This is a genomic window from Tepidisphaeraceae bacterium (genome assembly GCA_035998445.1).
In the GTDB taxonomy this organism is placed as follows: Bacteria; Planctomycetota; Phycisphaerae; order Tepidisphaerales; family Tepidisphaeraceae; genus DASYHQ01.
Map to the genome: position 1 here is coordinate 26980 of DASYHQ010000005.1, position 25569 is coordinate 52548.

The following is a 25569-nucleotide window of genomic DNA, read 5'->3' on the forward strand; positions in this document are numbered from 1 at the left end:
AAAAAGGTGGCTCACGATGAGCCACCCGTACGAACAAACAGTTCGCTGAGTTTCTAAATTTCTCAACCTGTCGGCGGCGGTACAGTGAGGCGATTGTTACCGCCCAACGGCATCTTCTTGTCGTTAAGGATGTCCAGTATCTCTTGCTGCGTGGCGAGCACGATGACAACGCCGTCGAAATCAGGATCATCGTCCCTCACGCACACGACGATATCAGGATGGCCGTCCTGCTTCCCTTCAATGGCGATTGGCAACGGTTGACCGTCTGCGAACGCACTAACGGCCATTGCCATAAGGTACTCCGCACCGGGTACACCTACGACCCCTTTGGTGGGAAGGAACGTTACCATCTTGCCGCATCGGTCTGAGAGTTCCTGCAACATCACCCGTAGTGTCTCGTCGTCTTCTAGGAGATTCATCTCGATAGTTTAACGAAGTGCAGGAGGCAGTTCTTTCACTTCTGAATTTGTTGTTTTTCAGGCCGCTAAAATATCGTCTGTCGTAACGATATACATCGAGGGCCAAATCATTCGCTTGTGCGTATGACCCTTGGATAAGCCAATCGACATAGCGTGCCGCTTGTTGGCTATCCTAGTACAGTATTCAAGATTTCCAATTCGGTTGTCGGTCTTGATACCGTTCAGGTGGTTGACTTCCAACGTCGAGGGACCAAAGAATGCCCATGCAACCAAACGATGTACGAGCCTGAATCTCGTCTTGCCGTCTATCATGAAATTGACGTAGTTGTATCCATTACTCGATTGTTGTTGAGTAAGACTGCGTATCTTGTTGAACCTGAGACTTCTGACATTCCCAAAGTTACTTACCTCGTAGTGTTCAAACTCGATTGGTCTCCAAATCTCCTCAGTCATTCTCCCCTTCTTAAAGTTCTCTTCCCTTAATTAAGTAAATTAATAGTTACTTAACAAGTAGTATGTCCTATTAGATTCAAGACTTGTCCTATCCTTCTCAGTGTAACCCCCGAGCGAACCTGCCCTAGCCTCTTCCCACCCTTTGAAGAAAAGAGTGTTAATGGAAGATCGACTAAGACAGGTTCGCTCGGTGTGTGATCGGTGTTTCCCCCGTCGCTTCACCTGCTGCATCGGCCTTTACGGCTCCCTCCTACTTAATCCACCGTAGGAAAGTTCTGACTTTTTAACGTAGTCGAGATGTCTATTAACCCTGAGTCACTACGCCGGGTTCTTTCCCGAAGATTACTCTTCGGTACTCGTATTCACTGGTGGATGAGGTTCTCGCATAGCGGGCAGTCTCATTTTGCACCCGGTTCTATCGACCGCCGTTTATCTCGGTCGAAAGGCACTAGCCGTGCGGGCAGTTATTGAAAGTTATAAAGTTCTCTCCCTATCGTAGTATCCTCAAAACACAATTTTCCAAGGCATGCGAAGAAAATCTCTTATTAACTTTCACTTCGGTAAAACTTGTTTCTCAAACTTAGCTTTCGGCCCCGTTTCTCAAATTTATAACGCACAGCACGATTCTGATGCTCCTAACCCTATTTGAGGAAACATGAAATTTTTCTGGCTGTTTTGGTTTTACGAGGCATAGATACGTAGTACAGTCGAATCAGCTAACAGGGTTGCCGTAACCAACCCTATTACTGTATCTGTTGGGTCATGGATGGCCGTTTGAGGAGGTCGGTGTCGTCACGTTACGGGTGGCGGCATCGGCCTTTCTTTATAGGAGTCCAAAAATGCGTAAGGCTTACGGAGTATATGGCGCAATAGTCGAGAGGCCGATCAATAACCTTTGGCCCGGCGGTTACGGTAAGGGCATCGGTGGTTGGACGTGGGAGGAACTAGAGTTGAGCGTCGATCATGTCACGGGTGCCGTCGCCGGCGTCTACGCCATCTACTGCACGAACTCGCACTACGAGGGCCTGTGGTCCTATTGCGAGGGTCGTGAAAGCGGCGGTTATGTTCAAGGGTATAAGCAGCTAAAGGGCGATCAGTTCGGCCTGCCTGTTGATCGCACCGCTGCCCGTCGCAAGCTGTTGAGGCTGTGGCGTAAACAGTACGAGGTTCCTACGAACGTCTAACCAAACTGAGGTAAAACCATGAACAAACTAAATACTTTGGCTCCCTGCCCCGCTACTACCTTTGTGCTGAAAGATGGCCGGGTTGTCGATGTAGCTGCCGGCTTAGCAGGGGAGGATCGCATCTACAGGAGGGGATACAACCAAGCAACCGGCTTGGTTGGCCACGTAGCCGGGAAAAGGATGTTCGGCGACGAGGACAACGCCGAATACTGTCGCATCGAGTCAGCGATTGAATCATGGGCGATGTCGTCCCTGCTAAGCGGTGGCGTACAAATCATCTGGCATCGGGGCAATTGGGATACACCCGGTTGGGCAGAGGCCGTGACCGCTCGGCTCGTGCCTTGCGAGAATGCGATACGTGCCGCCGTGGTTGAGATCGAACGTGGGCAAGGATATCAGTGTGATGCTGATGATAGAGCAGACATCACTGCTCAATGGGTCGATTGGGCTAAGGCGACTATCGAGCGACGGGAAAAGTTTAAGCGTGATCGTCTGGCGGAGTCGGCAGCGGCGTCGAAACGTGGCGAACGGTACAGCCGGTCGCTCGGTGGTTATTACCCCCGTAGCACGGTCGAGGAGTTCGACGGGGATTAACGGGCTGGCAGTGTTTCTTTTCGCATCGTATCGTTGTCTCTACAGGCATCGCAATTGACGTAACTATCGGCTCGCTCGTCGTGAGCCGATAGTTACGAGATAGGAGAAACGATATGAGCACGAACACCGTTACCCGCCCCGCTGAGGCGTTGAAACTTTTGCAGGGCGATCTAGGTCGATACATCCCTAACACGCAGCGGCGGGTTCTTACTGACCTCCTACGAGGCGAGGAGCGGGAAGGCATCGCCGACACCCTCATCGAGCTTGCCGAACGCATCGCCACGATGCCGAAGACGTACGAGCAGGACGGTAAGGGAATGGATGCCGTCGCCCATCTGCACTACTTCGGCCCCGGCAGGATGAATTGGTGGATTACTGAAAAGGATTGCGATGGCGGCACCGAGCAGGCTTTCGGCCTTGCCGATCTTTTCGGCGATGGCGGGGAACTCGGCTACATACCCATCTGCGAGCTTGTCGGCTCCCCTGTCGAGCTTGACCTCTATTGGACGCCTAAGCCGCTGCGGGAATGTCGGTAGCCATTGGTTGTGTTTGAAGAATTAACAACGCTCGTGGCCTCGACGGCTCGTTGTCGTCGAGGTCACGAGCGACAGAGGAGAAGTCAGATGAACTCGTTGCAAAAGGTCGGTCTAGTCGCTTCGTTTGTTTCGCTCCTGATTGCGATCATCGGCGGTTGGCTGTCGTCGTCGCCCGATGCCGTCGCCGGTGGGCCTGCGGCTCGTACGCTCGGCATCGGTATCGTGCTGCTGCTCGTCTCGCTCCTGATCTTCGGCATCGGGAGGATGACGGCTAAGTGAGGGCGTTCTAAATTTTTCAACGCAGAAGGCCGCAGGAGCGATTCCTGCGGCCTTTTCTCGTTAATGGGCCTCGTCGTAGGCCCGTTGCGTTGTCGTCGCCCTGCGTGGCTCCTACGGCTCACACGGTAGCGAGTTTACGAGGTTGGTACTTACTGCCAACCGCCGGGCCGATCTTGACCGCTGGCACCGATGCCGGGAACGGGGCGTAGGCCGCACGAACGGCATCACAGGCCCCTCGTACCATCTTCGGGGCACGAGCAACGTAGTTATCGACCTGCCCCGCCATCTTGTGACCTGCGAGGAACTGACAGGTAGCGAGCGGCACCCCGGCCTCGACTGCTGCCGTATACGCCCCGTCACGAATCTGATTGTGCTCGACCTCGACCTTAACGGCCTTACGCAACCGAACGAACCGCTTGCCGAAACTCGTTACGTTGAATCGGGAGCCGTGCGAACTGGTGAACATGTACGGGCTGGCAGCACGACGCTCGATAGCCTTCACGGCCTCGACGGTTTCGGGCCAGAGGGTAGCGGCACGACGAATCCCCGTCTTGCCTCGACGGCTGGCGAATACCCCTTGCTCTAGGTCGATCTCATCCCATTCGATGCTAAGGGCCTCAGAGTTGTACATGCAGCAGTTGAGGCTCAGGAGCAGATACGCACGCATCGTGTAATCGGCACCGCCGACGAGCTTGCGAAACTCGGCAGGCGTAATCGGGTTCGGGTCCAACGGTGTTCGCTGACCTTCGGTGTGCAGCTTAGCGAGGCGGTCGAGACAACCTCGAATCGATGTCTCGTCGAACGGCCCTTTAAGGCCCCACGAGATGACGGCCTTTAGCATTCGGTAGTAACCCCGCTGCGTCTCGTTTTTGAACTTGCCGACGAATGCCTTGAACGCCGTCAGTGCCTCGTGGTCGATGTCACGCACCGTCGTGACTTTCGTGGCCTTAACGAATTCGCCGATGACCTGCTTTGCCCGGCGGTGGCTGCCGGGTTTGACTTTCTTCTGCCCGTACCATTCCAGCAACGCCGCAATCGTCGGCGCTCTGCCGGGCATCGGCATATCTTGGTAGGTGGCCAGTTGAGGAATGCCGGTGCGTTCGGCGACGTAGTGAGGCCGGTGCAGGAAAAGCTCGGTGACGTAGCTCCAAAACTCGACCGAATCGACCTCGACCTTGCCAAAGTTTGGATGAGGCTCGAAAACCTTTTCGGCTGTCTGGCCTCCTGACGTGATGCTGACGGTGCCACCCTCTGCCCCGATCATCGACGACAAGCCAGCACCGAACCGGCCCCGGCGTCGAGGTGTCGGTGCAGCCTTGCCGGGCAACGAAATTGAGTTGCGTTTCTCTTTCGCTCGCAGGAACTGAGCGACGGCTTTGGCCTCGTCGGGTTCGGTCCAAGTCTTACCCGTTGCCTTGTCGATCCATCGGCCATCACCACGACGGTAAAGGCCGCTGATTTCATCCCCCGATTTAGTCGTGTAGCTCTTGCTTGGACGGCCTTTGGTCGAGTGCTTCATGCCGACGAAAATACGGGTTATCTGTTCGGTATGCCAGATTCTGCCAAATAATGTGCCAAGAAATAACTTATAGACGAAAATCAATCCGTTTGTAAGTAGCTCTATTTAATGGCTTTAGGTGTGTAAACAAAGAGGCGGCGTGGCACTCTCGGCACGCCACGCCGCCCAGGGAAGGAGATCGTTACACCATTAATACGCTGACGCGCACCCGTGGTTCGCACGGCATGACGACAACCGCGCATTTTCTGCGGGCGAGGCGAGCGGGTCCTCAGGATCGATGGAGCCCGTGGAAGAGCCTGCAGGCGGGCGGTGTCAGGTGAGGCGAACCGGCACTTGATGGTCGGCCAGGAATGACTTCACCTGCCCTACCGTGTAGGTGCCGAAGTGGAAGATGCTGGCGGCGAGCGCGGCGTCGGCGTGGCCAGCCTGAAGGACGTCGAGCATGTGCTGCGGTGATCCGGCGCCACCGCTGGCGACGACCGGGATCTTCACCGCGTCGCTGACGGCGGCGGTCATCTCCAGGTCGTAGCCGCTGGTCGTGCCGTCGGCGTTCATCACGTTCAGGACGATCTCGCCGGCGCCCAACGCTTCAGCCTGGCGACACCAGGCAAGCACATCCACACCGGTGTTTACCCGACCACCGTTGACGAAGACCTGCCAACGCTCCTGGCCGTCCTCGCCCTTCACTCGATTGGCGTCGACACCCAGAACTGTCGCGCAGCGGCCGAACTTGCGGGCCACCTGGTACACCAGATCCGGGTTCTTCACGGCGGCCGAGTTCAGGCTGACCTTTTCGGCGCCGGCCTGGATGAGCCGGGTGGCATCATCCAGCGTGCGAATGCCGCCACCGACCGTCAGCGGCATGAAGATGACCTCGACCACCTTCGCCACGAAGTCGGCCATAATCTGGCGGCCCTCGTGGCTGGCGCTGATGTCGTAGAACACCAGCTCGTCGGCCCCCTGCTCCTGGTAGCGCTTCGCCTGCTCGACCGGGTCGCCGGCGTCCACGTGATCGAAGAACTTGACGCCCTTCACCACACGGCCGCGGTCAACGTCTAAGCAAGGAATGATGCGCTTGGTAAGCATGGAATGAGAGTGGGCAGCGACCAGTGGACCATGGGCAGCAAAGGCAGCCCAAGCTGCGCTTCCTGACCACCATCAACTGACCACTGCCCACTGAAAAAGGGTGACCGACGGGATTCGAACCCGCGACGTCCACGACCACAACGTGGCGCTCTACCAACTGAGCTACGGCCACCAGATCAGACCGGCCGACGGATCGGCCAATCGAGCTTCGCATTGTGATGGGGAAGCCGCCTGCTGTCAATCGGGTGCTCGGCGTTGACCTAAGGCATTTCCTCAACTCGACAACCGCCCGCGCCAAGGTAGCATCGTGTACCTGTAAACGTCTGCCTGATGAGCACCCGCACCGCGACAACTTCACACCGATCGGGCCGTACGACCTCTCTGACGGTCGTCCTGCTGGCCTTTCTAACGCCGATCGTCATCGTCATCGCCGCCGTGTTTTACGTGGTGACGAAGGGTGCGAGTCGGAATGGCACGGCCGAACTGAACCAGCGGGCGATGCTGCACATGACCGGCCTGAACCCGCCAACGGTGAACCGGTTGCACGCCCGTTTCAGCGATCGCGACGGTGATCTGATTGCCGATTCGCCGGTCGAGCAGACGCAGTTCATCGATCCACCGACAATCCGCTTTTCGTTCGTCGCCACCGCCGAGCCGGAGATTTACCAGAAGGCGTGGCAGCCGTTCGTCGACCACCTGTCGAAAGTGACCGGCCGACCAGTTGAGTATGTATTGTTCGACGACGCCAAGACCCAGTTGCGCGCCCTGCGCGACGGCACGCTGCACGTGACGGGCCTGAACAGTGGCAGCGTGCCTACCGCGGTGAACGTCTGCGGTTTCGTGCCGATCGTGACGCTGCCGAGCCCCGATGGCAGTGGCACGGCTTCGATGGATATCATCACGCCAGCGCGAAGCAACATCGTGACCCCCGAGGACATCCGCGGCCGCGAGTTGACGCTCACAGAACCGGGCAGTAACAGCGGGTACAAGGCGCCGCTCGTGCTATTGCGCAGCGACGCCGGACTCGATCCCGGTCGCGACTACACGATTCGGTATTCGGGCAGCCACGACCGCAGCATCGAGGGAATCGTCAGCGGCGAGTACGAGCTGGCCGCCGTCACCAGCGATTTGATCGAACGCGCGCTGAAGCAGAACCGCCTGAAGCGCAGCGATTACCGCGTCGTCTTTCGCTCCGAACGCTTCCCGACGGCCGGGCTGGGATACCTGCACAACTTGAAGCCGGAGCTGGCAATCACGGTGCGGAAGGCCTTCCACACCTTCGACTGGTCGGGCACCTCGCTGGAATCGGAGATCGGCGTGGAGGACCAGCCGAGCACATTCCCTGTGGCCGACTACAAGGAACAGTGGTCGCTGATTCGCCGGATCGACGACGCGTCCGGCACGGTGCACGAAGTGAAGGACTGACGCGCCCGGCACGCCCGCGTCTGCCAACTTGATCCGCCGCCCCACCGCTCTTACATTCGGCGACTCTTCACCCTTGGGCAAAGCGGTTTCTATGAGCGAATCTACCATTGGCGTCGCGTTGATCGGCTGCGGGATTGTGGGCGGCGGCGTGGCGCAGATCATTGCCGACCACCAGGCCTTGCTGCAACAGCGAACCGGGCTGGCGTTCGAGATCCGCCATGTCGTGGTGCGCGACGTGAGCAAACCCCGGCCCATCAAATCGGTGGCCGCCACCACCGACTGGAAGGCGGCGATCGACGATCCCCGCGTCTCCATCGTCGTCGAGCTGATCGGTGGCACCACCACCGCCGCAGACATCGTCGCCTACGCGTTGAAGCTCGGTAAACACGTCGTGACTGCCAACAAGAGCATGTTGGCCGCCCGCGGCGCCGACTTGTTTGGCCTTGCCCGCAAGCACAACGCCTGCATCGCCTTCGAGGCCAGCTGTGGCGGCGGCATTCCGATTATCGACGCGCTGTGCCGAGGGTTGATCGCCAATCGGGTCGATGCGCTCGTGGGCATCGTCAACGGCACGTGTAACGTCATCCTGACGCGCATGACCAAGAACGCCTGGAGCTACGGCGAAGCGCTGGCGGAAGCCCAGAAGCTGGGCTTTGCGGAGGCCGACCCCACGCTCGACGTTTCCGGTCGCGATGCCGCCCAGAAGCTGGCGCTGCTGGGGAGCCTGGCATTCGATTTGCGCGTGAGCGAGAGCGACATCCACGTCGAAGGGATCGACACGCTTCAGACGACCGATATCAAGCTGGCCGGCGAACTGGGGTACGTGATCAAGCTGCTGGCAATTGCCGAGCGCGTGGGCGATCGCGTTGCGCTGCGGGTGCACCCGACGCTGGTGAACCATTCCGACGTACTGGCCGAGGTGGGTGGCAGCTTCAACGCGATCAGCGTCTACGGCAGCGCCGTCGGTCACACGCTGTTCTACGGCCGCGGCGCCGGCGCGATGCCGACCGCCAGCGCGGTGGTTGCCGATCTGGTGAACGTGGCGCTGGGGTCCACACCGTTGCACTTCAAGCAGCTGCGCATCTTCCCTGACACCACCCCCGCTGCCAGCGTGGTGCCGGTGAGCGACCTGCGCAGTCGCTACTACCTTCGGTTGACCACCCGGGACGTCCCCGGCGTGATGGCTGCCGTCACCGCGGTGCTCGGTCGGCACAGCATCAGCCTGGCCTCGATCAGCCAGCGGGAAAGCAACGAGGGGGAGCTAGTCCCCGTCGTCATCACGACGCACGTGGCACGCGAGGGATCGATCCGCCAGGCGCTGCAGGAGATCGATGCGCTGGAGAACATCCAGCCGGCGACCGTTTGTCTGCGCATCATCGATCAACCGAAGGAATTCGCCGGTAACTAACGGAACGCCTGAAGCGGTTGGTCAGCAACGGAGTGTGCAAGCATGAAATACGCGATCATCATCCCCGACGGCGCCGCCGACGAACCACTGCCCGAGCTGAACGGCAAAACACCCTTGGAAGCCGCGGCGACGCCGAACATGGATCTCATTGCGATGGAGGGCCGCCAAGGCATCGCGCGCACCGTGCCGCCGGGATTTGAGAGCGGGTCGGACGTCGCGACGATGACGCTGTTGGGGTACGACCCGAAGGTCTACCACACCGGCCGGGCCCCACTGGAGGCCGCGGCGCAGAACATCCCGCTATCACCGACGGACTGGGTGTTCCGCTGCAATCTCGTCACCGTCGTCGACGGCATCATGAAGGACCATTCGGCCGGCGGCATCACCGATGCCGAGGCGCAGCGGTTGATCGGCGATCTGTCGAAGGCGCTGCAGCTGGCGGGCTTCGAATTCCACTACGGCGTAAGCTACCGCAACCTGCTCGTCTATCGCGGTGAACAGGACTTCGAGGTGACGACGAAGCCGCCACACGAGTTTCCGGAAGAGCCGATCGCCAAGTACCTGCCGCGCGGCGAGGGCAGCGAGATCCTTCGACAAATCATGGACCGCTCGCGCGAGCTGTTCGCGGGGCACGAGATCAACGAGGTGCGCACGCAGACCGGCTACAACCCAGCATCGCAGGTGTGGCTGTGGGGCCAGGGCCACGCGCCCGCGCTGCCCACGTTCGAGGAACGCTTCGGCGTCCAGCGCGGCGCGATGATCACCGGTGTCGACCTGCTGCGCGGCCTGGCGAACCTGCTGGCGTGGGACGTGGTGGAGGTCGAAGGCATGACCAGCTTCCACGACACCGACTACGCCGGCCAGGGCCGCGCGACCGTCGATGCACTTGACCAGTACGACATCGTGCTATCGCACATCGAAGCGCCCGACGAGGCCAGCCATCAGGCTGACTTCCGCACGAAGGTGGAGGCGATCGAACACATCGACCGCTACGTGGTCGGCCCGGTGCTGGAAAAGATGCGATCGTTCCCGCAGTGGCGCATCCTGGTCATGCCCGACCACCCCACCAACATCGCCACCCGCAAGCACGGCTACGCCCCCAGCCCCTTCGCGATGGCCGGCACGCGCGTTCGTAGTGTCATTAAAGGCCCGTACAGCGAGAAGAACGCTGCGGCGAGCGATTTGAAGATCGAGCGCGGGCATGAGCTGATGGAGTATTTCCTACGCGGCGGGAATTTATAGCGTGGCTGTTGAAGCGCTCAGTCAGCAAGTGCCGTTTGCGTCAACCGTCATCCCGATGAGAGCCTTGGCGACCTGAGGGATCTCGACTTGCTGAGAATCCCGTGGCAATACGAGATCCCTCCCGTCGCCTTGGGCTAACGGACGAAACCTCAGCGCAATGTGCTACTCGTCATCCCAAGGGGAGCGGTAGCGACCCGAGGGATCTCCCGAGGCCGAGTACCGTCCGTGGTCTGAGATCCCTCAGGTCGCTACCGCTCCCTTCGGGATGACATGGGGCTTTGTCCTCTAGCCTTTAGGCTCCGCTCGGGATGACCGTCATTCTTAGCTGCAGCGATTCGGATTGACGCTACAAGTGAATCGCCCTGCCCACCGCGACGCCCGCCGCTTCCATGACGGCTTCGCTGAGGGTGGGATGCGGGTGGATCGCCTCGATGATCTCGGACTCCGTCGCTTCCAGCTTGCGGGCCATCACCAGCTCGGCCAGTAGTTCGGTGACGCTCTCACCGATCATGTGAACGCCGAGCAATTCGCCGTATTTGGCGTCGAAGATCAGCTTCACGAACCCGTCGCTCTCACCGGCCGCCAGCGCTCGGCCACTGACGCTGAAGGGGAACTTTCCGACCTTCAGTTCGCGGCCCGTCTCACGCGCTTTCTTTTCCGTGTAGCCCATGCTGGCGACCTGCGGGTGCGAGTATGTGCAGCCGGGGATCTGCTTGTAATCCAGCGGGTGGAAATCCATACCGCAGATCGCCTCGACCACCGACACCGCTTCGTGGTGGGCCACGTGCGCCAAATCTGGATGGCGATAGCCACCCATGCCGGCCTGTTCCGGCCAGTGGAGCGACGTGCAGTCGCCGACCGACCAGACGTTCTCCAGGTTCGACTGGAAGTTCGGCGTCACCTTCACGCGCCCCTTGAACAGCTCCAGCCCGCTCTTGGGGTCGACCGCACCGTCGGCGTTGCCCGTGACGCCGATCGCCACCAGCACCGCGTCCGCCTCGACCTCGCCGGCCTTGTTGCCCGACAGCGTGATCTTCACGCCATTGTCGGTCGTCTCGACCTTGTCGGTCTTGGTCTTCACGCGCACGTCGATGCCCTTCTTGGCGAACAGGCGTTCGAGCAGGACGCTGACGTCCTCGTCTTCGTTGGGCAGCAGGTGGTCCTGCATCTCGATCAGCACAACCTCGGTGCCAACGGCGTTGTAGAAGTCGGCGAACTCACAGCCGATGGCGCCGGCGCCGATGATCGCCAGCCGCTTGGGCTGCTTGGGCAGCACCATCGCCTCGCGCGAGGTGATGACCTTGTTGCCGTCGAACTTCACACCGGGGATCGGCGTGGTCTTGGCACCCACCGCGACGATGATATGGTCGCCGGTGACTTCCTTATTGCCGTCTTTACCGGCTATGGAAACCTTGTGCGGGCCCATCACCTTGGCGGTGCCGAACTCGCTCTTCACGTCGTACTTCTTGAACAGGTGCGCGATGCCCTTCGACAGCTTGTCAGCAATGCCGCGGCTGCGCGCAATCATCTTGGAGAAGTCGATCTGCAAGTTATCGAACGTGATGCCACGATGGGCCGCCTCGGTGCGCACTTTTCGGGCGAAGTTGCCGTCTTCCAGTAGCGCCTTGGTCGGAATGCAGCCCCAGTTCAGGCACGTGCCGCCGAGGTTTTCCTGTTCGATACAGAGGACGCGCTTCTTCAGCTGCCCCCCGCGAATGGCGGCCGCGTAACCCGCGGGGCCACCGCCGATGACCACGATGTCGTACTGGTACTTGCCGGGGTTGGACTTGATCGGTGGCACGTTGGATGGCGCCGGCGATGCCGACTGAGGAGCGGCCTTGGGCTTCTCGCCCGCCGGCTCTGCTTTGGGTGTCGTTGCTGCGGGCTTCGCCTCTCCCGCTTCCGGTTTGGCCGCGCTGCCCGTCGCCACTGCACCACCGGATGGCTTGAACCCCTTCTTCACATCCTCCGGCTTCTCAGAACCGGTCGCGATCACGCCCAGCACCGCCCCTACTGGCGCCTTGCCCCCTTCGACGATCGCGATGACCGCCAGCGTGCCGCTCTCGAACGATTCCATCGGCATCACGGCCTTGTCCGTCTCGACGTCGGCGATCTCTTCGCCGGCTTTTACCTTGTCGCCTTCCTTCTTGTGCCATTTGACGACCGTGCCTTCGGTCATGGTGTCGGACAGCTGTGGCATCGTGATTTCTGCGGGCATCGTATTGGTCTCCGTCTATCGTTAAGTAAGGCGTCGGATGATAGGGAAACCGCCGCCCGTTGTCATGTTGCGCTGCAGGTCGGCCGGTCGCGCAATCCGCCGTTTGTGGCAGGTTCGAACTCGATCTTGCCAGCGGTTGCGTTCCCCGGCTGGAACCATTCGATTGTTTTGTAAGCGCGTTCACCTCAACAGTGGGCCGGACATCGCGTACAATGATTCGTTACGCCCAATGTCGTCACAACTGGATATCCTCGCGCTCGAACCGTTTTACGGGGGCGCTCGCCGCGTGATGCTGGAAACGGTGATGCGCTACAGCCGTCACCGCTGGACGCTGCTGAAGCTGCCACCGCGTCGAATCGAGCGCCGGTTATCGGTGGCGGCCCACTGGTTCGCGGAACAGCTTCAACGGCACTGGTCGGGCAAAATCGACCTCGTCTTCACGAGCGAAGCGCTGAACCTCGCCGACCTGCTACGGCTGGTGCCGAAGCTGTCGAAGAAGCCGACGATCGCCTACTTCCACGATAACCAGTTGCCCGACGTAACGGCTACCGGCAGTCAGCCGTTGGACTTCGTCAACATCAACACCGCATCGGTCGCCGACGAGGTTTGGTTCAACAGCGTCTTCCACCTCAAGACGTTCCTGGCCCGCGCCAATGCGCTGCTCGCACGGCACCCCGAGTACGCTGCGCTCAGCCCGATGGCGACGTTGGCCGGCAAGGTGCACGTAATGCCACCGTCGATCGACACGGGCGACATTCAGCAGCATCGCAAGGGCGCGTTGATGCCTCGGCCGACGCGCAGCATCTTCGTCGACACGCGCGACGCCGACGTGCGCCTGCTGAACGCCGCCATCGGCATGCTGCAGCGGCGCGGCGAGAAGTTCGACCTGACGACGATCGGCCCCGTCGACGGGCTCGACCCCAGCCTGGAACGCCGAACGCTGCCGGAGCAGGACCACCACGCCCATGTCCAGGCGCTGTTTGCATCCGGCGTCTACCTGAGTTCCAAACCGGGCGCCATGTCTGACTTCCACGCGATCCGCGCGCTGTCGGCCGGCTGCTGGCCGGTCTTCCCGCGTGGCGGGGTTTACCCGGAATTGCTGCCACCAACGATTCACTCGTCTTGCCTGTTCGAACCGGTCGCCGAACGGATGGCCAGCCGCATGCAGGACGCCTGGTACCTGGAACGGCCGGACGGCTATCAATTGCAGTTGACCGAGCTGCTCAAGCGCTTCGACCCCGTCACCGCCTGCCGTGCGATGGACCAGCGTCTCGAAGAGACGGCCGTGCGGCACGTGGTTTCAAAGTAGACGTAGAGACACTCCCCTGTAGTGGCGACGCCCGCGTCGCGGTGTGGCGCAGCCACAATGCTTCGCGTGCCATCGGCGGCTTGCCCGCCCGTGTTCTCCTGATCGATACGACATCAGCCGCGCGCGGACATTCCGCCAACGGCACGCAGTTCCGTTCACTCGACGCTGCGCCTCGACCGCGACGCAGCCGTCGCCACTACAGGAGTTGATCAGGCGCTCTTGATGCGCTTCGTGGGAGTGGGTTTCGGCTTGCCGGCCACCACCGGCGTTACCGCGACCGACTTGGCCGGCGCGAATTCCGACTGGGCGGTTTCCAGCAGTTCTTTCGCCTGCGCGCGGGTCGTGTCGGTGATGCGGGTGCCACCGATCATCTCGGCCAATTCCTGAAGGCGTTCGTCGCCATCCATCACGCGCACGGTCGTACGCGTTTCGTTGCCGGCCACGGCCTTGCGCACCGTAAGATGACGGTCGCCGTAGCTGGCGATCTGCGGCAAGTGCGTGATGCAGAGCACTTGGTGATGCGACGCGAGGGCGCGCAGCTTGTTACCGATAATCGACCCGAGTCGACCGCCCACGTTCGCGTCGATCTCGTCGAAGACCAGGACCGACACGCGGTCGCTTTGCGCCAGAATGCCTTTCAGCGCCAGCATGATGCGCGACATCTCACCGCCCGAGGCAATCTTGCGGAGTGGCTGTGGCGTGAGGCCTGGGTTCGTCTGTGCGATGAACTCCACGGCATCGAAACCCGACGGCGTCGCGCCCGATAGATCTGCACCGGGCGGCGTTTGGTTCACTGCTACCGTGAACTTCGCCTTCTCCATCCCCAGCTCGGCCAGTTGACTCTCAATCAACGGCGACAACTTCTTCGCCACCGCCTGCCGCTTGGCCGTCAGTTCGGCGCCGAGCACTTTTACCTTCTTGGCCAAAGGATCGATCTGCGACGTCAGCGTCGACAGGTCGTCGCCGGCACGTTCCAGTTCGGTAATCGTCTGGCCGATCTCGGCACGGTAGGCGATGGTCGCCTCGATCGGATCGCCGTACTTGTTCAGCACCCGGTTGATCGTGTTCAGGCGGTCGTCCACCTCGGCCAGTTCGGCCGGGTCGAGGTCCAGCTTGTCGAGGTAACGCGACAGGTCGTACGACGCCTCTTCCACCTGAATCGTCGCGTCGCGCAGCCCGTTGGCAATGGGCTGCAGGCTGCCGTCGAGCATCGCCAGTTCCGCAACAACCCCGGCGGCCATCTTCATGCGTTCGACGACGGACCCATCGGCTTCGTACAACGCGGTGTAGGTTGCCCCCGCATCCTTCTTCAGCTTTTCAAGGTTCTGCAGGATCGACGTGCGGGCTGATAGCTCCGCGTACTCGGCCGGGTCTAGCTCGGCGTTGTCGATCTCGTTGGCTTGAAAACGGTACAGGTCCAACTGCTGGCGGCGCAGCGACTGATTCGTCGACAGCTCGGCCAACCGCCGGCGGGCTTCGGTGAGTTGGGTGTAGGCGTCGTTGTACTGCTTGCGCAGTCCCCAGAGGTCGCCAAACTGGTCGAGCACGTCGATCTGGTGCGCCGGCTTCAGCAGGTACTGGTGATCATGTTGCCCGTGCACGTCGACGAGCGCCTCGGCGACGACGCGCAGCATCGTCAGCGTGATCGGGTTGCCGTTGAGCGTGACCGAACTGCGGCCACTGGCGTGCAGGCGGCGCGTCAGCAGCAGTTCACCCCCGTCGGCCGATAGCGAAGTGTCGGTGACGGCTTCCAGGTGTCTAATCGTTTGCCTGTCGCGTAGTTCGAACACGCCACTGACGCGGCCTTCATCCACCCCGCCGCGCAGCATCTCAGCGCCACTGCGCAGGCCGAGCAGCAGCTCGATCGCGCCGATGACGAGGCTCTTTCCGGCGCCGGTGGCGCCGGTGAAGCAGTTTAGACCGGCGGCGAACTCAATGCGCGCGTCGGCGATCACCGCGAGGTTCGAGATGTGTAGTTCGCGAAGCATGGTTGGAAGTCGGAAAGGGGGCAATACGAAACGCGGCAGCAAAGACGGCGATCCGCTCTGGCGATCGCGGTCTCCCTGTTCCCCATCGCGTTCTAACTCACGCGCGAGCCAGGTGCCGTCTCTTGGCTGGGCATGGCGACGATCACCTTGTTCGTGGCTGCATCGGTGGCGGCCAAGAGCATGCCCTGGCTGATCTCGCCGCGCATCGTGCGGGGTTCCAGGTTAGCCACGATGATGATCTGCTTGCCCACCAGTGCTTCCGGCTCATAGTGACCGCGCAAGCCTGCGCAGATTTGTCGCTGCTCACCACCCAGGTCAATCTTCAATACCAGCAGTTTATCCGCGTTCGTGTGCGGCCGGCACTCCACAATTGTCGCGACCCGAAGGTCCAACTTGGCAAAATCGTCGTACTTGATGGTCGATACTGTCGTGTCCACGCGCTGAGCCTCCGGAAGATGGATAAGCAGAATAGTTTATGCACGGCCACCGACAAAGCCAAGGCAAAACGAAGCTGGAACTTCGGTTTTGGCACGGCCTGTGCAATGGAAGAGCTCGTAGCTTTACTGGCGAAAGGAGCCATTCATGAAGCGTCAGATCACTGCCTCGATGTTGTCGGTTGCGTGGCTGGGCCTGCCCGTTCTGGTCGGTTGCGATGATACGATCGCAAGCAAGGAGACGACCAAGACCTCCTCGGACGGCACCGAGATCCGCAAGGAGACCGAAGTCAAAGAACGCCCCGATGGCACGATCGTGAAGGAAGAGACGAAGACGAAGACCGATGTGGACTAAGCGACGGTCCGTCGACAAATTCAGCAATACCCACACGGGCTGGGCCGCGTAAATGCGGTCCAGTCCGTTTGCGTTAGATACTGCCCATTGAAGGAAATAAGAAAACCCGTACACTTCGAAGGCGCTAGAATCGGCACAGGCTGGCGTAACGCCTGAGAAGTGAAAACCGACCTTCCTCCGGAGCACCGAATGTCCGTGGTAGACGAAGTAGCCAAACGTCCCGCAACCCGTAAACCGCCCGAGTCGAACAGCGCCGCCAAGTCGGATGGCTCGGCCGAGCGGGCTCGCCTTCGGCTGATGATGCTCATCCGCCGGTTCGAAGAACGCACCGTGCAGGAATACCAAAAGGCCGGTCAGAAGATTGGGGGCTTTTGCCACGTCTACAGCGGCCAGGAAGCGATCGCCGTCGGTATTTCGGCGATCTTTCAAAAGGGCAAAGACCAGCTGATCAACGGCTACCGTTGTCATGGTCACAGCCTGGCGCTGGGCATGCCCGCCCGCGACTGCTTCGCCGAGCTGTTCGGTAAAGCGACCGGATGCAGTAAGGGCAAGGGCGGCTCGATGCACTTCTTCGACGCCGAGGCTGGCAACAACGGTGGGCACGGCATCGTCGGTGGACACATCCCGGTTGGCCTGGGGCTGGCATTCGCACAAAAGTACAAGAACACGGGTGGCGTTACCTTCTGCCTGTTCGGTGATGGCGCTATCAACCAGGGCACGCATAACGAAGCGCTGAACATGGCCAGCCTGATGAAGGCGCCGGTTATCTGGATCGTCGAAAACAACGGCGTCGCCATGGGCACGCAGGTGGAACGTAGCAGCGCCGAGAAGGACCTCGCCGAGCGCGGCAGCGGCTACGCGATGCCGCACTACCACGTCGACGGCAACGATGTCGACACGGTCATCGAAAAATTCGGCGCGGCCGTCGAGCGAGCCCGCAAGGGCGAGGGCCCCAGCTACATCGTCGCCGACACATATCGCTTCCGTGGTCACTCGATGTCCGACGCGATGAAGTATCGCACGAAGGACGAGATGGAGAAGGCCAAGCTCCGCGACCCGATCACGCTCTACGAGGTCCGCCTTCGCGAGCAGGGCCTACTGACGCAGGAGCAGATCGACCAGCTGCAGGAAGAAGTATCCAAGGAAGTCGCCGACGCGGTGGCTCAGGCGGACAACGATCCGCACCCGCAGCTGGAAGATCGGTTTGACGATATCTTGGCGGAAAAGTATCCGTATCAGCCAAAGTGAGGCTGGGGCGCCTCGTGCGTACCACGGGTGGCTCGCCCGTGTTTGCTTTTGAATCCAACATCGAGACACGGGCGAGCCGCCCGTGGTACAGCAGATAGAACGACTCCCATGGCGCAACTGCAATTTCGACAAGCCCTCCGTGCCGCGATGACCGAGGAGATGGAGCGCGACGAGAACGTATTCCTGATCGGCGAGGAAGTCGCCGAGTACAACGGCGCCTACAAGGTGTCCGAAGGCATGCTCGACAAGTTCGGGCCGAAGCGCATCATCGACACGCCGATTTCCGAGGCCGCCTTCAGTGGTCTTGCCGTCGGGTCGGCGTGCATGGGGCTGCGGCCGATTGTGGAGTTCATGAGCTGGTCGTTCACCTGGGTCTGCATCGACCAGATCGTCAACAACGCCGCCAACGTGCGCTACATGTCGGGCGGGCAGTACAAGGTGCCGGTCGTCTTCCGTGGTGGCAACGGCATCGCTCACCAGCTCGGCGCCACGCACAGCCACCGCATGGAGAGCGTCTACGCCCGCATTCCCGGGCTGATCGTCGTTCATCCTTCTACGCCCGCCGACGCCAAGGGCCTGCTCAAGAGCAGCATTCGCTGTGACGACCCGGTCATCTTTCTCGAATCTGAGAAGATGCTGAACGAGCTCGGCGAGGTGCCGGACGATGCGGACTACACCGTGCCGATCGGCGTCGCCAACGTGGAACGCCAGGGCAAGGACGTAACGCTCGTCAGCTACGGCCGCGCGCTGCAACGCGTGGTGCGCCCCGCGGTGAAGGCACTGGCCGACGACCATGGTATCGACGTCGAGCTGATCGACCTGCGCACGCTGCGCCCGATGGACACGAAGACGTGCATCGAGAGCATCAAGAAGACCAACCGCTGCGTGATCGTCGACGAGGACTGGGGCTACTGCGGCATGGGCTCGGGCATCCTGCAGAAGCTGCAGAAGCCCGCGTTCGACTACCTCGACGCCCCGATCGAGTACGTCCACAGCGACGAGATCCCCGTCCCCTTCAACCACTACCTCGAGGAAGCCATGATGCCGTCCGTCGATCGCATCGTGTCGGCCGTGAAGGAAGTCTGCTACCGATAGAGATGATCATTGCGGATTGGGGAGTTCGGATTGCGGATTGAAAGATCGCCGGTCCTGGGCATTCACAATCCGCACTTCGAAACCCGAGATCTGCAATCTGGAGTTCCCGACATGCCCGCTGAAATCACCATGCCTCAGCTCTCGGACACGATGACCGAGGGAACCGTCGTCAAGTGGCTCAAGAAGGAAGGGGACAAGGTCCGCGCCGGCGAGGTGATCGCCGAGGTGGAGACCGACAAGGCCAACATGGAGATGGAGGCCTTCGAGGCCGGCACGCTCGCGGTCATCGCGGTGCCCGAAGGTGGCAAGGCGGCGGTGGGCGCCGCGATCGCGATCCTGGCGACGGGTTCCGAGAAGGTCGAGGACGTGAAGAAGTCGGGCAGCACGACGGCCAAGGCGGCCGCCAGCGCGCCGGCGGGCAACGCAGTCGCACGTCCGGAGGCCAGCAATCAGCAGGCGGCACCGAAGGCGGCGATGGCGGCGGCCTCGGCAGGTCAGGAACGCGTGCCGCAGCCGGCGGAATCGGGTGGCGCGGTCGCGACGCACGAGGCGGCCAGCCGCAGTGAAATTCACGAGCCCGACGGAGTCGGTCACGGCGCGACGCGCGGGCCGGCCCATGCGGTGCCGCCCCTGCCGCATGGCAACGGAAATGGCAACGGCAACGGTTCGCGCGTCTTCGCATCACCGCTCGCACGTCGCGTCGCGGCCGACAAGGGTGTGGACCTTGCCGAGGTGAAGGGCACGGGGCCGAACGGTCGCGTCGTGCAGGCCGATGTGCTTTCGTATCAGCCAACAGCGAAGCAGGCTGGGGGAGCCACCGAAGAGAAGACCACCGGCAAGCCGGCGGCTAAGTCGGAAGCGACGGCGCCGGCACGCGTCGGCACTGGCGAGAAGCAGGTCATCCCGCTCACGAAGATGCGCCAGACAATCGCGGCCCGCCTGCAGCAATCGAAGCAGCAGATCCCGCACTTCTACGAGACGGTCGACGTCGACGTCGAGGCCCTCTCCGAACTGCGCGAGCGCGTCAATAAGCAGCTCGAGAAGGAAAAGGTCCGCCTCAGCATCGGCGACTTTATCGCCAAGGCGGTCGCGACTGCGCTCGTGCAGCACCCGGCCGTCAACGCGCACTACGACGGCAAGAACAACCAGATCATCCGCTACGGTGACGTTCACCTCGGCATGGCCGTCGCGCTGCCCGACGGGCTGATCGTCCCCGTCCTGCGCCACATCAACCAGATGGGCCTGAAGGAGATCCGCCAGCGCTCGGCCGAGCTGGTCGACAAGGCCCGCGGTCAAAAGCTCAAGGGCGACGAGATGAGCGGCGCGACGTTCACCGTCAGCAACCTCGGCACCTTCGGCGTCAAAGAATTCGCTGCGATCGTGAACCCCCCCGAGGTCGGCATCCTCGCCATCGCCGCCGCCGAGCCACGGGCGGTGGTGCGGAACGGGCAGATCGTCGCCCGCACGATCATGTCGATCACGCTGTCGGCCGACCATCGTGCCGTCGATGGCGCCGTTGCCGCCGATTTCCTGCGCACGCTGAAGAACCTGCTGGAAGAGCCGGGGTTGATGCTGGTTTAACTGCAGTACGAATTGACCGTTTGATTGATATCAAAAGCAGAGATGGAACTTCGGATTCCATCTCTGCTTTTTTATTGGCCTGCGCCGTTCTGTTTCCAGCGCGCAACATCGATTTCCATCCATTCCCGGTGAACTGAACCCGATCGGGAATGAGCGGAATCTGCCCAAACCGCTTTCGTTCATGGCGGCGGTTTGGGCAAGCGACAACCCGAAACGGTGCACCATTGTGCACCATCGGGTGATGGGCAGCAGGGAGGCGATGTCGCAGGCGCCGGCTATTCAGTTGTCAAAGAGCACGCTATCCATCTCTACGCCTGCGCTGCGCAGAAGACGCGGGGTTGGCGCAACACCATCCGCATTTCTTCGCGTCCGCCTTCGCGTCCTTCGCGCCTTCGCGTCTCTGCTTTTTCGCAATTGCGGCTCCGCCGCGTGGCAGACAAGAATGTTCGGCGGACCAAGAAGACAAAGACCAAAGAGATACAGGCTAGAATGCCTGTGCCACAGAAGAGGGAATACGGGGGGAGAGACAGGCAGGAATGCCTGTCCTACAGAAGAGGCGTAACGCCAAAGGGGCGCGTGGTGGTCGCGTTGAGGCGCGACGAAGCGCTGACGCCCTTGAGCCGCGGCGCGGCCCAAGGGTGTCCGGCCGTGATTACCGTTCCAGCCGTTCCAGCAGGTACGACTTGATCTTGTCGATCGAGACGCGTTCCTGCGTCATCGTATCGCGTTCGCGAACCGTCACGGTTTGGCTCGCCAGCGTGTCACCGTCGATCGTCAGGCAGTACGGCGTGCCGATCTCGTCCATGCGGGCGTAGCGCTTGCCGATCGACTGCTTTGCATCGTACTCGCACGTGAACGACTGCCGCAAATCGAGGTAGAGCTTCTCGGCGACCTCGGGCATGCCTTCCTTGTTCACCAGCGGGAACACGCCGCACTTCACCGGGGCGAAGCGGGGCTTAAACGAGAAGTATTCCTCGGCCCCCTGCCGGCCCTTCTCATGGCGGTACGATTCGCACAGCAGCACCAGCACCGCGCGTGTCAGCCCGCTGGCGGGCTCGATGACGTGCGGGACGTACCGGCTGCGCGACTTGATCTCGTCGGCGGCGACGCCCTGCTCCTTCAGCTTCAGTTGCAGTTCCTGATCGAAGAAGTCCAGCTTTTGGCCGGAATGCTTCTGGTGCTGCGTCAGGTCGTAATCGCCACGATGCGCGACGCCTTCCAGTTCGCCGAACTCGGGGGCGGTGAAGGGGTACTTGTACTCGATGTCGGTGGTGGCCTTGGAGTAATGGCTCAGCTCATCGGTCGCGTGGTCGCGGAAGACGAGGTTCTCCTGCTTCACGCCGAGGCTCAGCCACCACTTCATGCGCTCCTGCTTCCAGAACTCGAACCACTCCAGCGACTGGTCCGGCGGGCAGAAGAACTCCATCTCCATCTGCTCGAACTCGCGCGAGCGGAAGATGAAGTTGCGCGGCGTCACCTCGTTGCGGAAGCTCTTGCCGACCTGCGCCACGCCGAACGGCACCTTCACGCGCGTGGTGTCCAGGATGTTCTTGTAGTCCAGAAAGATGCCTTGGGCCGTCTCCGGGCGCAGGTAGACCAGGTTTTCCTGCGTCTGCTGAAGGCCGGCGTAGGAGATCATCATCAGGTTGAACTGCTCGGGCTCGCCCAGCGGCGCGCCGCAGAGGATGCAAGGCTCGGTGTTGGCCGCCAGCGCGTGCACGACCGCCTTGGCGTCTGCCCCGGCGGGCGCTTCGACCGCTGCCTGCGAAATGGCGGCCAGGTTGGGGGCCGACTTGCGGGCCTTGTTCTTCACCCAGCGGATGAGCGTATCGGGATCGGTCTTCGTGAAGTTCTCGGTCGCGGTCAACAGCTCGGCGAACCATTTCGACTGGGTGGCGAGAATGTCCCAGTAATGGTCGGCGCGCAGGATGTGGCCGCACTTCGTGCACTTGCGCATCGGGTCGGCGAACGTCGCGGTGTGGCCGCTGGCATCCCAGGTCTTGGGGTGCTGGATGATCGACGAATCGAGCCCAACGATCTCCACCGGGTGCCCGTCCGGCCCGATCGGTGGGCACTCGACCATGTTCCGCCACCACCAGTCGCGAATGTTGTTCTTCAGCAGCACGCCGAGCGGCCCGTAGTCCCAAAACCCGCGCAGGCCGCCGTAGATCTCGCTCGCCTGATAGACGAACCCCCGGCGCTTGCAGAGGGAGACGATCTGTTCCATCACGTTCACGTTGGGTGCGGCTGCGTCGGGCATGTTTCGGTTCCTGTCTTCCGTACCACGGGCGGCCCGCCCGTGATCTGCGCTTGTTCGCGAAGCAGAGGACACGGGCGGGCCGCCCGTGGTACGTCTGCAAATACAGACACCCGGCATCAGACATTCGCAGTCGACGCGACTCAAGCGCTTTCGCGCCGCGTCACGGAGTGCAAATGCCTAATGCCGGGTGTTTTGGATCGAATGTGGCGACTAAAACGCGCCACACTGGATTTTCGACTGTTCGGCTATGTACGCCGCGATTAGGCTTTTGCGGCGCCGGTACCCTTGACCGCCCCACCGATGACCGCGCTGGCCTTCACGCCAGACTTCACCAGGTTGGCCTTCTTGGCCAGCCGGCTGCGCTTGCGGGCGGCGGCGTTCTTGTGGATGGTGTGCTTGGCCGCCATCCGATCCAGGACGGCAGAGGTCTTGTTCAGCTCGGTATCGATCTTCGCATGATCCCCACCGGCCAGGGCCACGGTGAAGGTCTTGACCTGATCCTTGAGGACCGCCTTGCGGGCGCGGTTACGCGCGTTGCGCTTCAGGGTCTGGCGAACGCGTTTTTTAGCAGACAGCGAATGGGCCACGATCAACTCTCCAATGGTTCAACCTGCTCCCATCACCGGGAACAGAGTCGAACAAGGATAGTGAATTTGCAATCAATGTAAAGTGGACGGGGGATCGGAATTGGGGAATGCGAACTCGCACGGACGATTGGTCATCTTGAGGGATTGCCTATTAGGTCCGACCACTGACTGGGTCGCGCCAAATGTCTTCCCGATGGGAGCATCAGGCGACCTGAGGGATCTCGAGCGACGGACACTATCGGCCTTGGGAGATCCCTCAGGTCGGCAAGCCTCCCATCGGGATGACACGCCCCTGATCAACGCAGGGTTTTGTACGCTACCCTTTGGGACGAACGAGATCCTTCGGAGTTGATTAGGATGACGTCTGGTAATCAAAGCCTATAGATCCATTCGGCATTCCTTCCCCCACTCACTACAATCCCGCCCCATGGAGCACCTCAAGCGACTCATCCGCGATATCCACGACTTTCCGAAGCCCGGCATTATGTTCCGCGACATCACCCCCCTGCTGGCCGACCCGGCCGGTCTGGCGCTGTCGATCGAGCTGCTGGCCAACCCGTATCGCGGGAAGTACATCGACCTGGTCGTGGGGGCCGAGAGCCGGGGGTTCATCTTTGGCACCGCAGTGGCATCGCATCTTTCAGCGGGGTTTGCGCTGGTGCGCAAGCCGGGCAAGTTGCCGAGCAAGCGGGTCTCGATCACGTACGACTTGGAATACGGCACCGACACGCTCGAGATGCACGATGACGCCGTCATCGAGGGCCAGCGCGTTTTGATCATCGACGACCTGCTGGCGACGGGCGGCACCATGAAGGCCTGCATCGACCTCGTCACCCAACTGGGCGGCGACGTGGTCGGGGCGGCGGTGCTGATCGAGCTCGACGGCCTGGGTGGCCGTGACAAGGTGGGCGACGTCGACGTGCACTCGGTGCTGCAGTATTAGCGCGCGCGGTCCGGCTGGTCGCATGGACTTCGCCTCAATCAACGGCGCCCACCGGCCGATAATAGAAGCGATGGGCATGCTTCTCGTCATTGCGATTGCCGCCGCCTGGGTGACGTTGTCGTTGCTCGGCAGTGAGATGCAGCGTCAACGGCAGAACCAAGCGGTGACCGAGCACATCGCCGCCCGCCGCGCCGCCAAGGAGGCCGCCGCCGCGATCGAGGCGGCCAACGAGGCCAAGGCGAAGGCCGACAAGGCCGCCGCGGGTCGCCGACCTTCACATTGACACGTATTTCCTTCCAGCCTAAAGTCTTGCGCTGGTTGGGTCCGCTCATCATCCCCACGTCGCGAGGTGGCCCGTGCAACAGGATAATTCTTATTTTTTCGCGTCATTGATCGCCTTTTCCGTCGCGGCCGTCCTGGTGGTCGGTGGGCTGTACCTCGGGCTTCGGCACCGGGACTGGGACATGTTCGCGCTCGCTGGCGTCTCGCTCGTGCTGCTCGCCCTTGGCGTCTACGCCCGCAGCGAGATCAACGGTGCGCGGGCCACCGCGAATAAGTCGCTGGAACATGCCGCGGCGCTCGGTGAGCGGCTGGAACAGATCTGCGTCATCCTGAACGTCATCAGCGAACAGCAACTGCTCAGCGACCGCGCCAAGAGCGTCGCGTTCCGCGAAAAGGACAGCGAGGCCCTTCGCCGGGCGATCCGCGAGGAAATCTCCAAGCAGAACTTCGACGGCGCCGTCGCGCTGGCCGACGATATGGAGCGCACGTTCGGCTACAAGGCCGAGGCCGAACAGTTCCGCGCCGAAGTGCAGGAACGCCGCGAGGAACGCATGCGACGGCAGGTGGTCGAGGCGATGGGCGCCGTCGACAAGCTGGTGCGCGACGAGCGATGGGCCGAGGCGTTCCGCGAAGCCGAGCGGTTGCGCGAGCGGTTCCCGGAGTCCGAGTCGGTCAAGCTGCTGCCAAAGGAAGTGGAGATGCGCCGCGAGGCGCACAAGAAGCAGTTGCTGATCGAGTGGAACGACGCCGTGAAGCGGCACGACACCGACGCGAGCATCGAGATCCTGAAGAAGCTCGACCTCTACCTGACGCCGGCCGAGGCCGAATCGATGCAGGAAAGCGTGCGGGGCGTGTTCAAGGACAAGCTCAACGCGCTGCGAACCCAATTCTCGCTGGCCGTCCAGGATCACCACTGGCACGAGGCCGTTCGGCTCGGCGAGACGATCATAACCGACTTTCCCAACTCGCGCATCGCGACGGAAGTCAAAGAATCGATGGACGGCCTTCGCAAGCGCGCCGCGGAAGAACCGGAAGAAGCTACGGCACGGGCGTAGGCTGCTGGTCGTATCCCCGGGACGGCGTTACCACACGAGTTATCATCCCGATGGGAGGCTTGCCGACCT

The 25569-nt window shown here is 61.4% G+C and carries 23 protein-coding genes and 1 tRNA gene; 15 read left to right on the top strand and 9 right to left on the bottom strand.

Annotated features, from left to right (window positions below):
* Positions 1 to 62 precede the first annotated feature (62 nt).
* Positions 63 to 419: a hypothetical protein gene (locus VGN72_00310; protein HEV7297778.1), complete on the bottom strand. Its 357-nt coding sequence runs from the start codon at positions 417 to 419 to the stop codon at positions 63 to 65.
* 1292 nt (positions 420 to 1711) lie between these two features.
* Between VGN72_00310 and VGN72_00315 the strand changes: the two genes are divergently transcribed.
* The 4 genes from VGN72_00315 to VGN72_00330 all read left to right on the top strand — a co-directional run bounded on the left by VGN72_00315 (position 1712) and on the right by VGN72_00330 (position 3465).
* Positions 1712 to 2056, top strand: a complete 345-nt coding sequence (locus VGN72_00315; GenBank protein ID HEV7297779.1) for a hypothetical protein — start codon at positions 1712 to 1714, stop codon at positions 2054 to 2056.
* An 18-nt stretch (positions 2057 to 2074) separates the two neighbouring features.
* On the top strand, positions 2075 to 2650 hold the full coding sequence (locus tag VGN72_00320; GenBank protein ID HEV7297780.1) for a hypothetical protein: 576 nt from the start codon (positions 2075 to 2077) through the stop codon (positions 2648 to 2650).
* A 113-nt stretch (positions 2651 to 2763) separates the two neighbouring features.
* Positions 2764 to 3186: a hypothetical protein gene (locus tag VGN72_00325; protein ID HEV7297781.1), complete on the top strand. Its 423-nt coding sequence runs from the start codon at positions 2764 to 2766 to the stop codon at positions 3184 to 3186.
* 87 nt (positions 3187 to 3273) lie between these two features.
* Complete coding sequence (locus VGN72_00330) at positions 3274 to 3465, top strand: hypothetical protein (protein ID HEV7297782.1); 192 nt, start codon at positions 3274 to 3276, stop codon at positions 3463 to 3465.
* Positions 3466 to 3583: 118 nt separating this feature from the next.
* Here the strand turns inward: VGN72_00330 and VGN72_00335 are convergent, their stop codons facing one another.
* From VGN72_00335 to VGN72_00345, 3 genes are all read right to left on the bottom strand, one after another.
* Entirely contained in the window at positions 3584 to 5068 is a 1485-nt protein-coding gene (locus tag VGN72_00335; GenBank protein HEV7297783.1) for a tyrosine-type recombinase/integrase, read from the bottom strand.
* Positions 5069 to 5296: 228 nt separating this feature from the next.
* Positions 5297 to 6070, bottom strand: coding sequence for an imidazole glycerol phosphate synthase subunit HisF (hisF, locus tag VGN72_00340; GenBank protein HEV7297784.1), 774 nt, complete (start codon positions 6068 to 6070; stop codon positions 5297 to 5299).
* A 99-nt stretch (positions 6071 to 6169) separates the two neighbouring features.
* Positions 6170 to 6242 (bottom strand) — tRNA-His (locus VGN72_00345).
* A gap of 158 nt (positions 6243 to 6400) precedes the next feature.
* On the opposite strand from VGN72_00345, the gene phnD reads away from it, so the two are divergent.
* From phnD to VGN72_00360, 3 genes are all read left to right on the top strand, one after another.
* Complete coding sequence (phnD, locus tag VGN72_00350) at positions 6401 to 7495, top strand: phosphate/phosphite/phosphonate ABC transporter substrate-binding protein (GenBank protein HEV7297785.1); 1095 nt, start codon at positions 6401 to 6403, stop codon at positions 7493 to 7495.
* Positions 7496 to 7586: 91 nt separating this feature from the next.
* On the top strand, positions 7587 to 8903 hold the full coding sequence (locus VGN72_00355; protein ID HEV7297786.1) for a homoserine dehydrogenase: 1317 nt from the start codon (positions 7587 to 7589) through the stop codon (positions 8901 to 8903).
* A 42-nt stretch (positions 8904 to 8945) separates the two neighbouring features.
* Positions 8946 to 10145 (top strand): cofactor-independent phosphoglycerate mutase, encoded by a 1200-nt coding sequence (locus VGN72_00360; protein HEV7297787.1) that lies wholly within the window; start codon positions 8946 to 8948, stop codon positions 10143 to 10145.
* A gap of 346 nt (positions 10146 to 10491) precedes the next feature.
* On the opposite strand, the gene lpdA is transcribed toward VGN72_00360, so the two are convergent.
* Positions 10492 to 12363: a dihydrolipoyl dehydrogenase gene (lpdA, locus tag VGN72_00365; GenBank protein HEV7297788.1), complete on the bottom strand. Its 1872-nt coding sequence runs from the start codon at positions 12361 to 12363 to the stop codon at positions 10492 to 10494.
* Positions 12364 to 12592: 229 nt separating this feature from the next.
* Here lpdA and VGN72_00370 point away from each other — a divergent pair, with 229 nt between their 5' ends.
* A complete protein-coding gene (locus VGN72_00370) occupies positions 12593 to 13672 on the top strand; it encodes a DUF3524 domain-containing protein (protein HEV7297789.1) in 1080 nt (359 codons plus the stop codon).
* Positions 13673 to 13881: 209 nt separating this feature from the next.
* Here the strand turns inward: VGN72_00370 and recN are convergent, their stop codons facing one another.
* Together recN and metG are read right to left on the bottom strand one after the other, a co-directional pair.
* Positions 13882 to 15660: a DNA repair protein RecN gene (gene recN, locus VGN72_00375; protein HEV7297790.1), complete on the bottom strand. Its 1779-nt coding sequence runs from the start codon at positions 15658 to 15660 to the stop codon at positions 13882 to 13884.
* A gap of 92 nt (positions 15661 to 15752) precedes the next feature.
* Entirely contained in the window at positions 15753 to 16097 is a 345-nt protein-coding gene (metG, locus tag VGN72_00380) for a methionine--tRNA ligase subunit beta (GenBank protein ID HEV7297791.1), read from the bottom strand.
* 145 nt (positions 16098 to 16242) lie between these two features.
* Between metG and VGN72_00385 the strand changes: the two genes are divergently transcribed.
* The 4 genes from VGN72_00385 to VGN72_00400 all read left to right on the top strand — a co-directional run bounded on the left by VGN72_00385 (position 16243) and on the right by VGN72_00400 (position 20373).
* Positions 16243 to 16449 (top strand): hypothetical protein, encoded by a 207-nt coding sequence (locus tag VGN72_00385; GenBank protein HEV7297792.1) that lies wholly within the window; start codon positions 16243 to 16245, stop codon positions 16447 to 16449.
* A gap of 189 nt (positions 16450 to 16638) precedes the next feature.
* On the top strand, positions 16639 to 17697 hold the full coding sequence (gene pdhA, locus VGN72_00390) for a pyruvate dehydrogenase (acetyl-transferring) E1 component subunit alpha (GenBank protein ID HEV7297793.1): 1059 nt from the start codon (positions 16639 to 16641) through the stop codon (positions 17695 to 17697).
* A 27-nt stretch (positions 17698 to 17724) separates the two neighbouring features.
* Complete coding sequence (locus VGN72_00395) at positions 17725 to 18792, top strand: pyruvate dehydrogenase complex E1 component subunit beta (GenBank protein HEV7297794.1); 1068 nt, start codon at positions 17725 to 17727, stop codon at positions 18790 to 18792.
* A 111-nt stretch (positions 18793 to 18903) separates the two neighbouring features.
* Positions 18904 to 20373, top strand: coding sequence for a dihydrolipoamide acetyltransferase family protein (locus tag VGN72_00400; protein ID HEV7297795.1), 1470 nt, complete (start codon positions 18904 to 18906; stop codon positions 20371 to 20373).
* A 652-nt stretch (positions 20374 to 21025) separates the two neighbouring features.
* On the opposite strand, the gene VGN72_00405 is transcribed toward VGN72_00400, so the two are convergent.
* Both VGN72_00405 and rpsT read right to left on the bottom strand, forming a co-directional pair.
* Complete coding sequence (locus VGN72_00405; protein ID HEV7297796.1) at positions 21026 to 22633, bottom strand: glycine--tRNA ligase; 1608 nt, start codon at positions 22631 to 22633, stop codon at positions 21026 to 21028.
* A gap of 260 nt (positions 22634 to 22893) precedes the next feature.
* A complete protein-coding gene (rpsT, locus tag VGN72_00410) occupies positions 22894 to 23220 on the bottom strand; it encodes a 30S ribosomal protein S20 (protein HEV7297797.1) in 327 nt (108 codons plus the stop codon).
* A 427-nt stretch (positions 23221 to 23647) separates the two neighbouring features.
* Here rpsT and VGN72_00415 point away from each other — a divergent pair, with 427 nt between their 5' ends.
* The 3 genes from VGN72_00415 to VGN72_00425 all read left to right on the top strand — a co-directional run bounded on the left by VGN72_00415 (position 23648) and on the right by VGN72_00425 (position 25500).
* Positions 23648 to 24163 carry an adenine phosphoribosyltransferase gene (locus VGN72_00415; protein HEV7297798.1) on the top strand — a complete coding sequence of 172 codons (516 nt, stop codon included), beginning with the start codon at positions 23648 to 23650 and terminating at the stop codon, positions 24161 to 24163.
* A 76-nt stretch (positions 24164 to 24239) separates the two neighbouring features.
* Positions 24240 to 24446, top strand: coding sequence for a hypothetical protein (locus tag VGN72_00420; GenBank protein ID HEV7297799.1), 207 nt, complete (start codon positions 24240 to 24242; stop codon positions 24444 to 24446).
* Positions 24447 to 24552: 106 nt separating this feature from the next.
* Positions 24553 to 25500 carry a hypothetical protein gene (locus tag VGN72_00425; protein HEV7297800.1) on the top strand — a complete coding sequence of 316 codons (948 nt, stop codon included), beginning with the start codon at positions 24553 to 24555 and terminating at the stop codon, positions 25498 to 25500.
* Positions 25501 to 25569 lie beyond the last annotated feature (69 nt).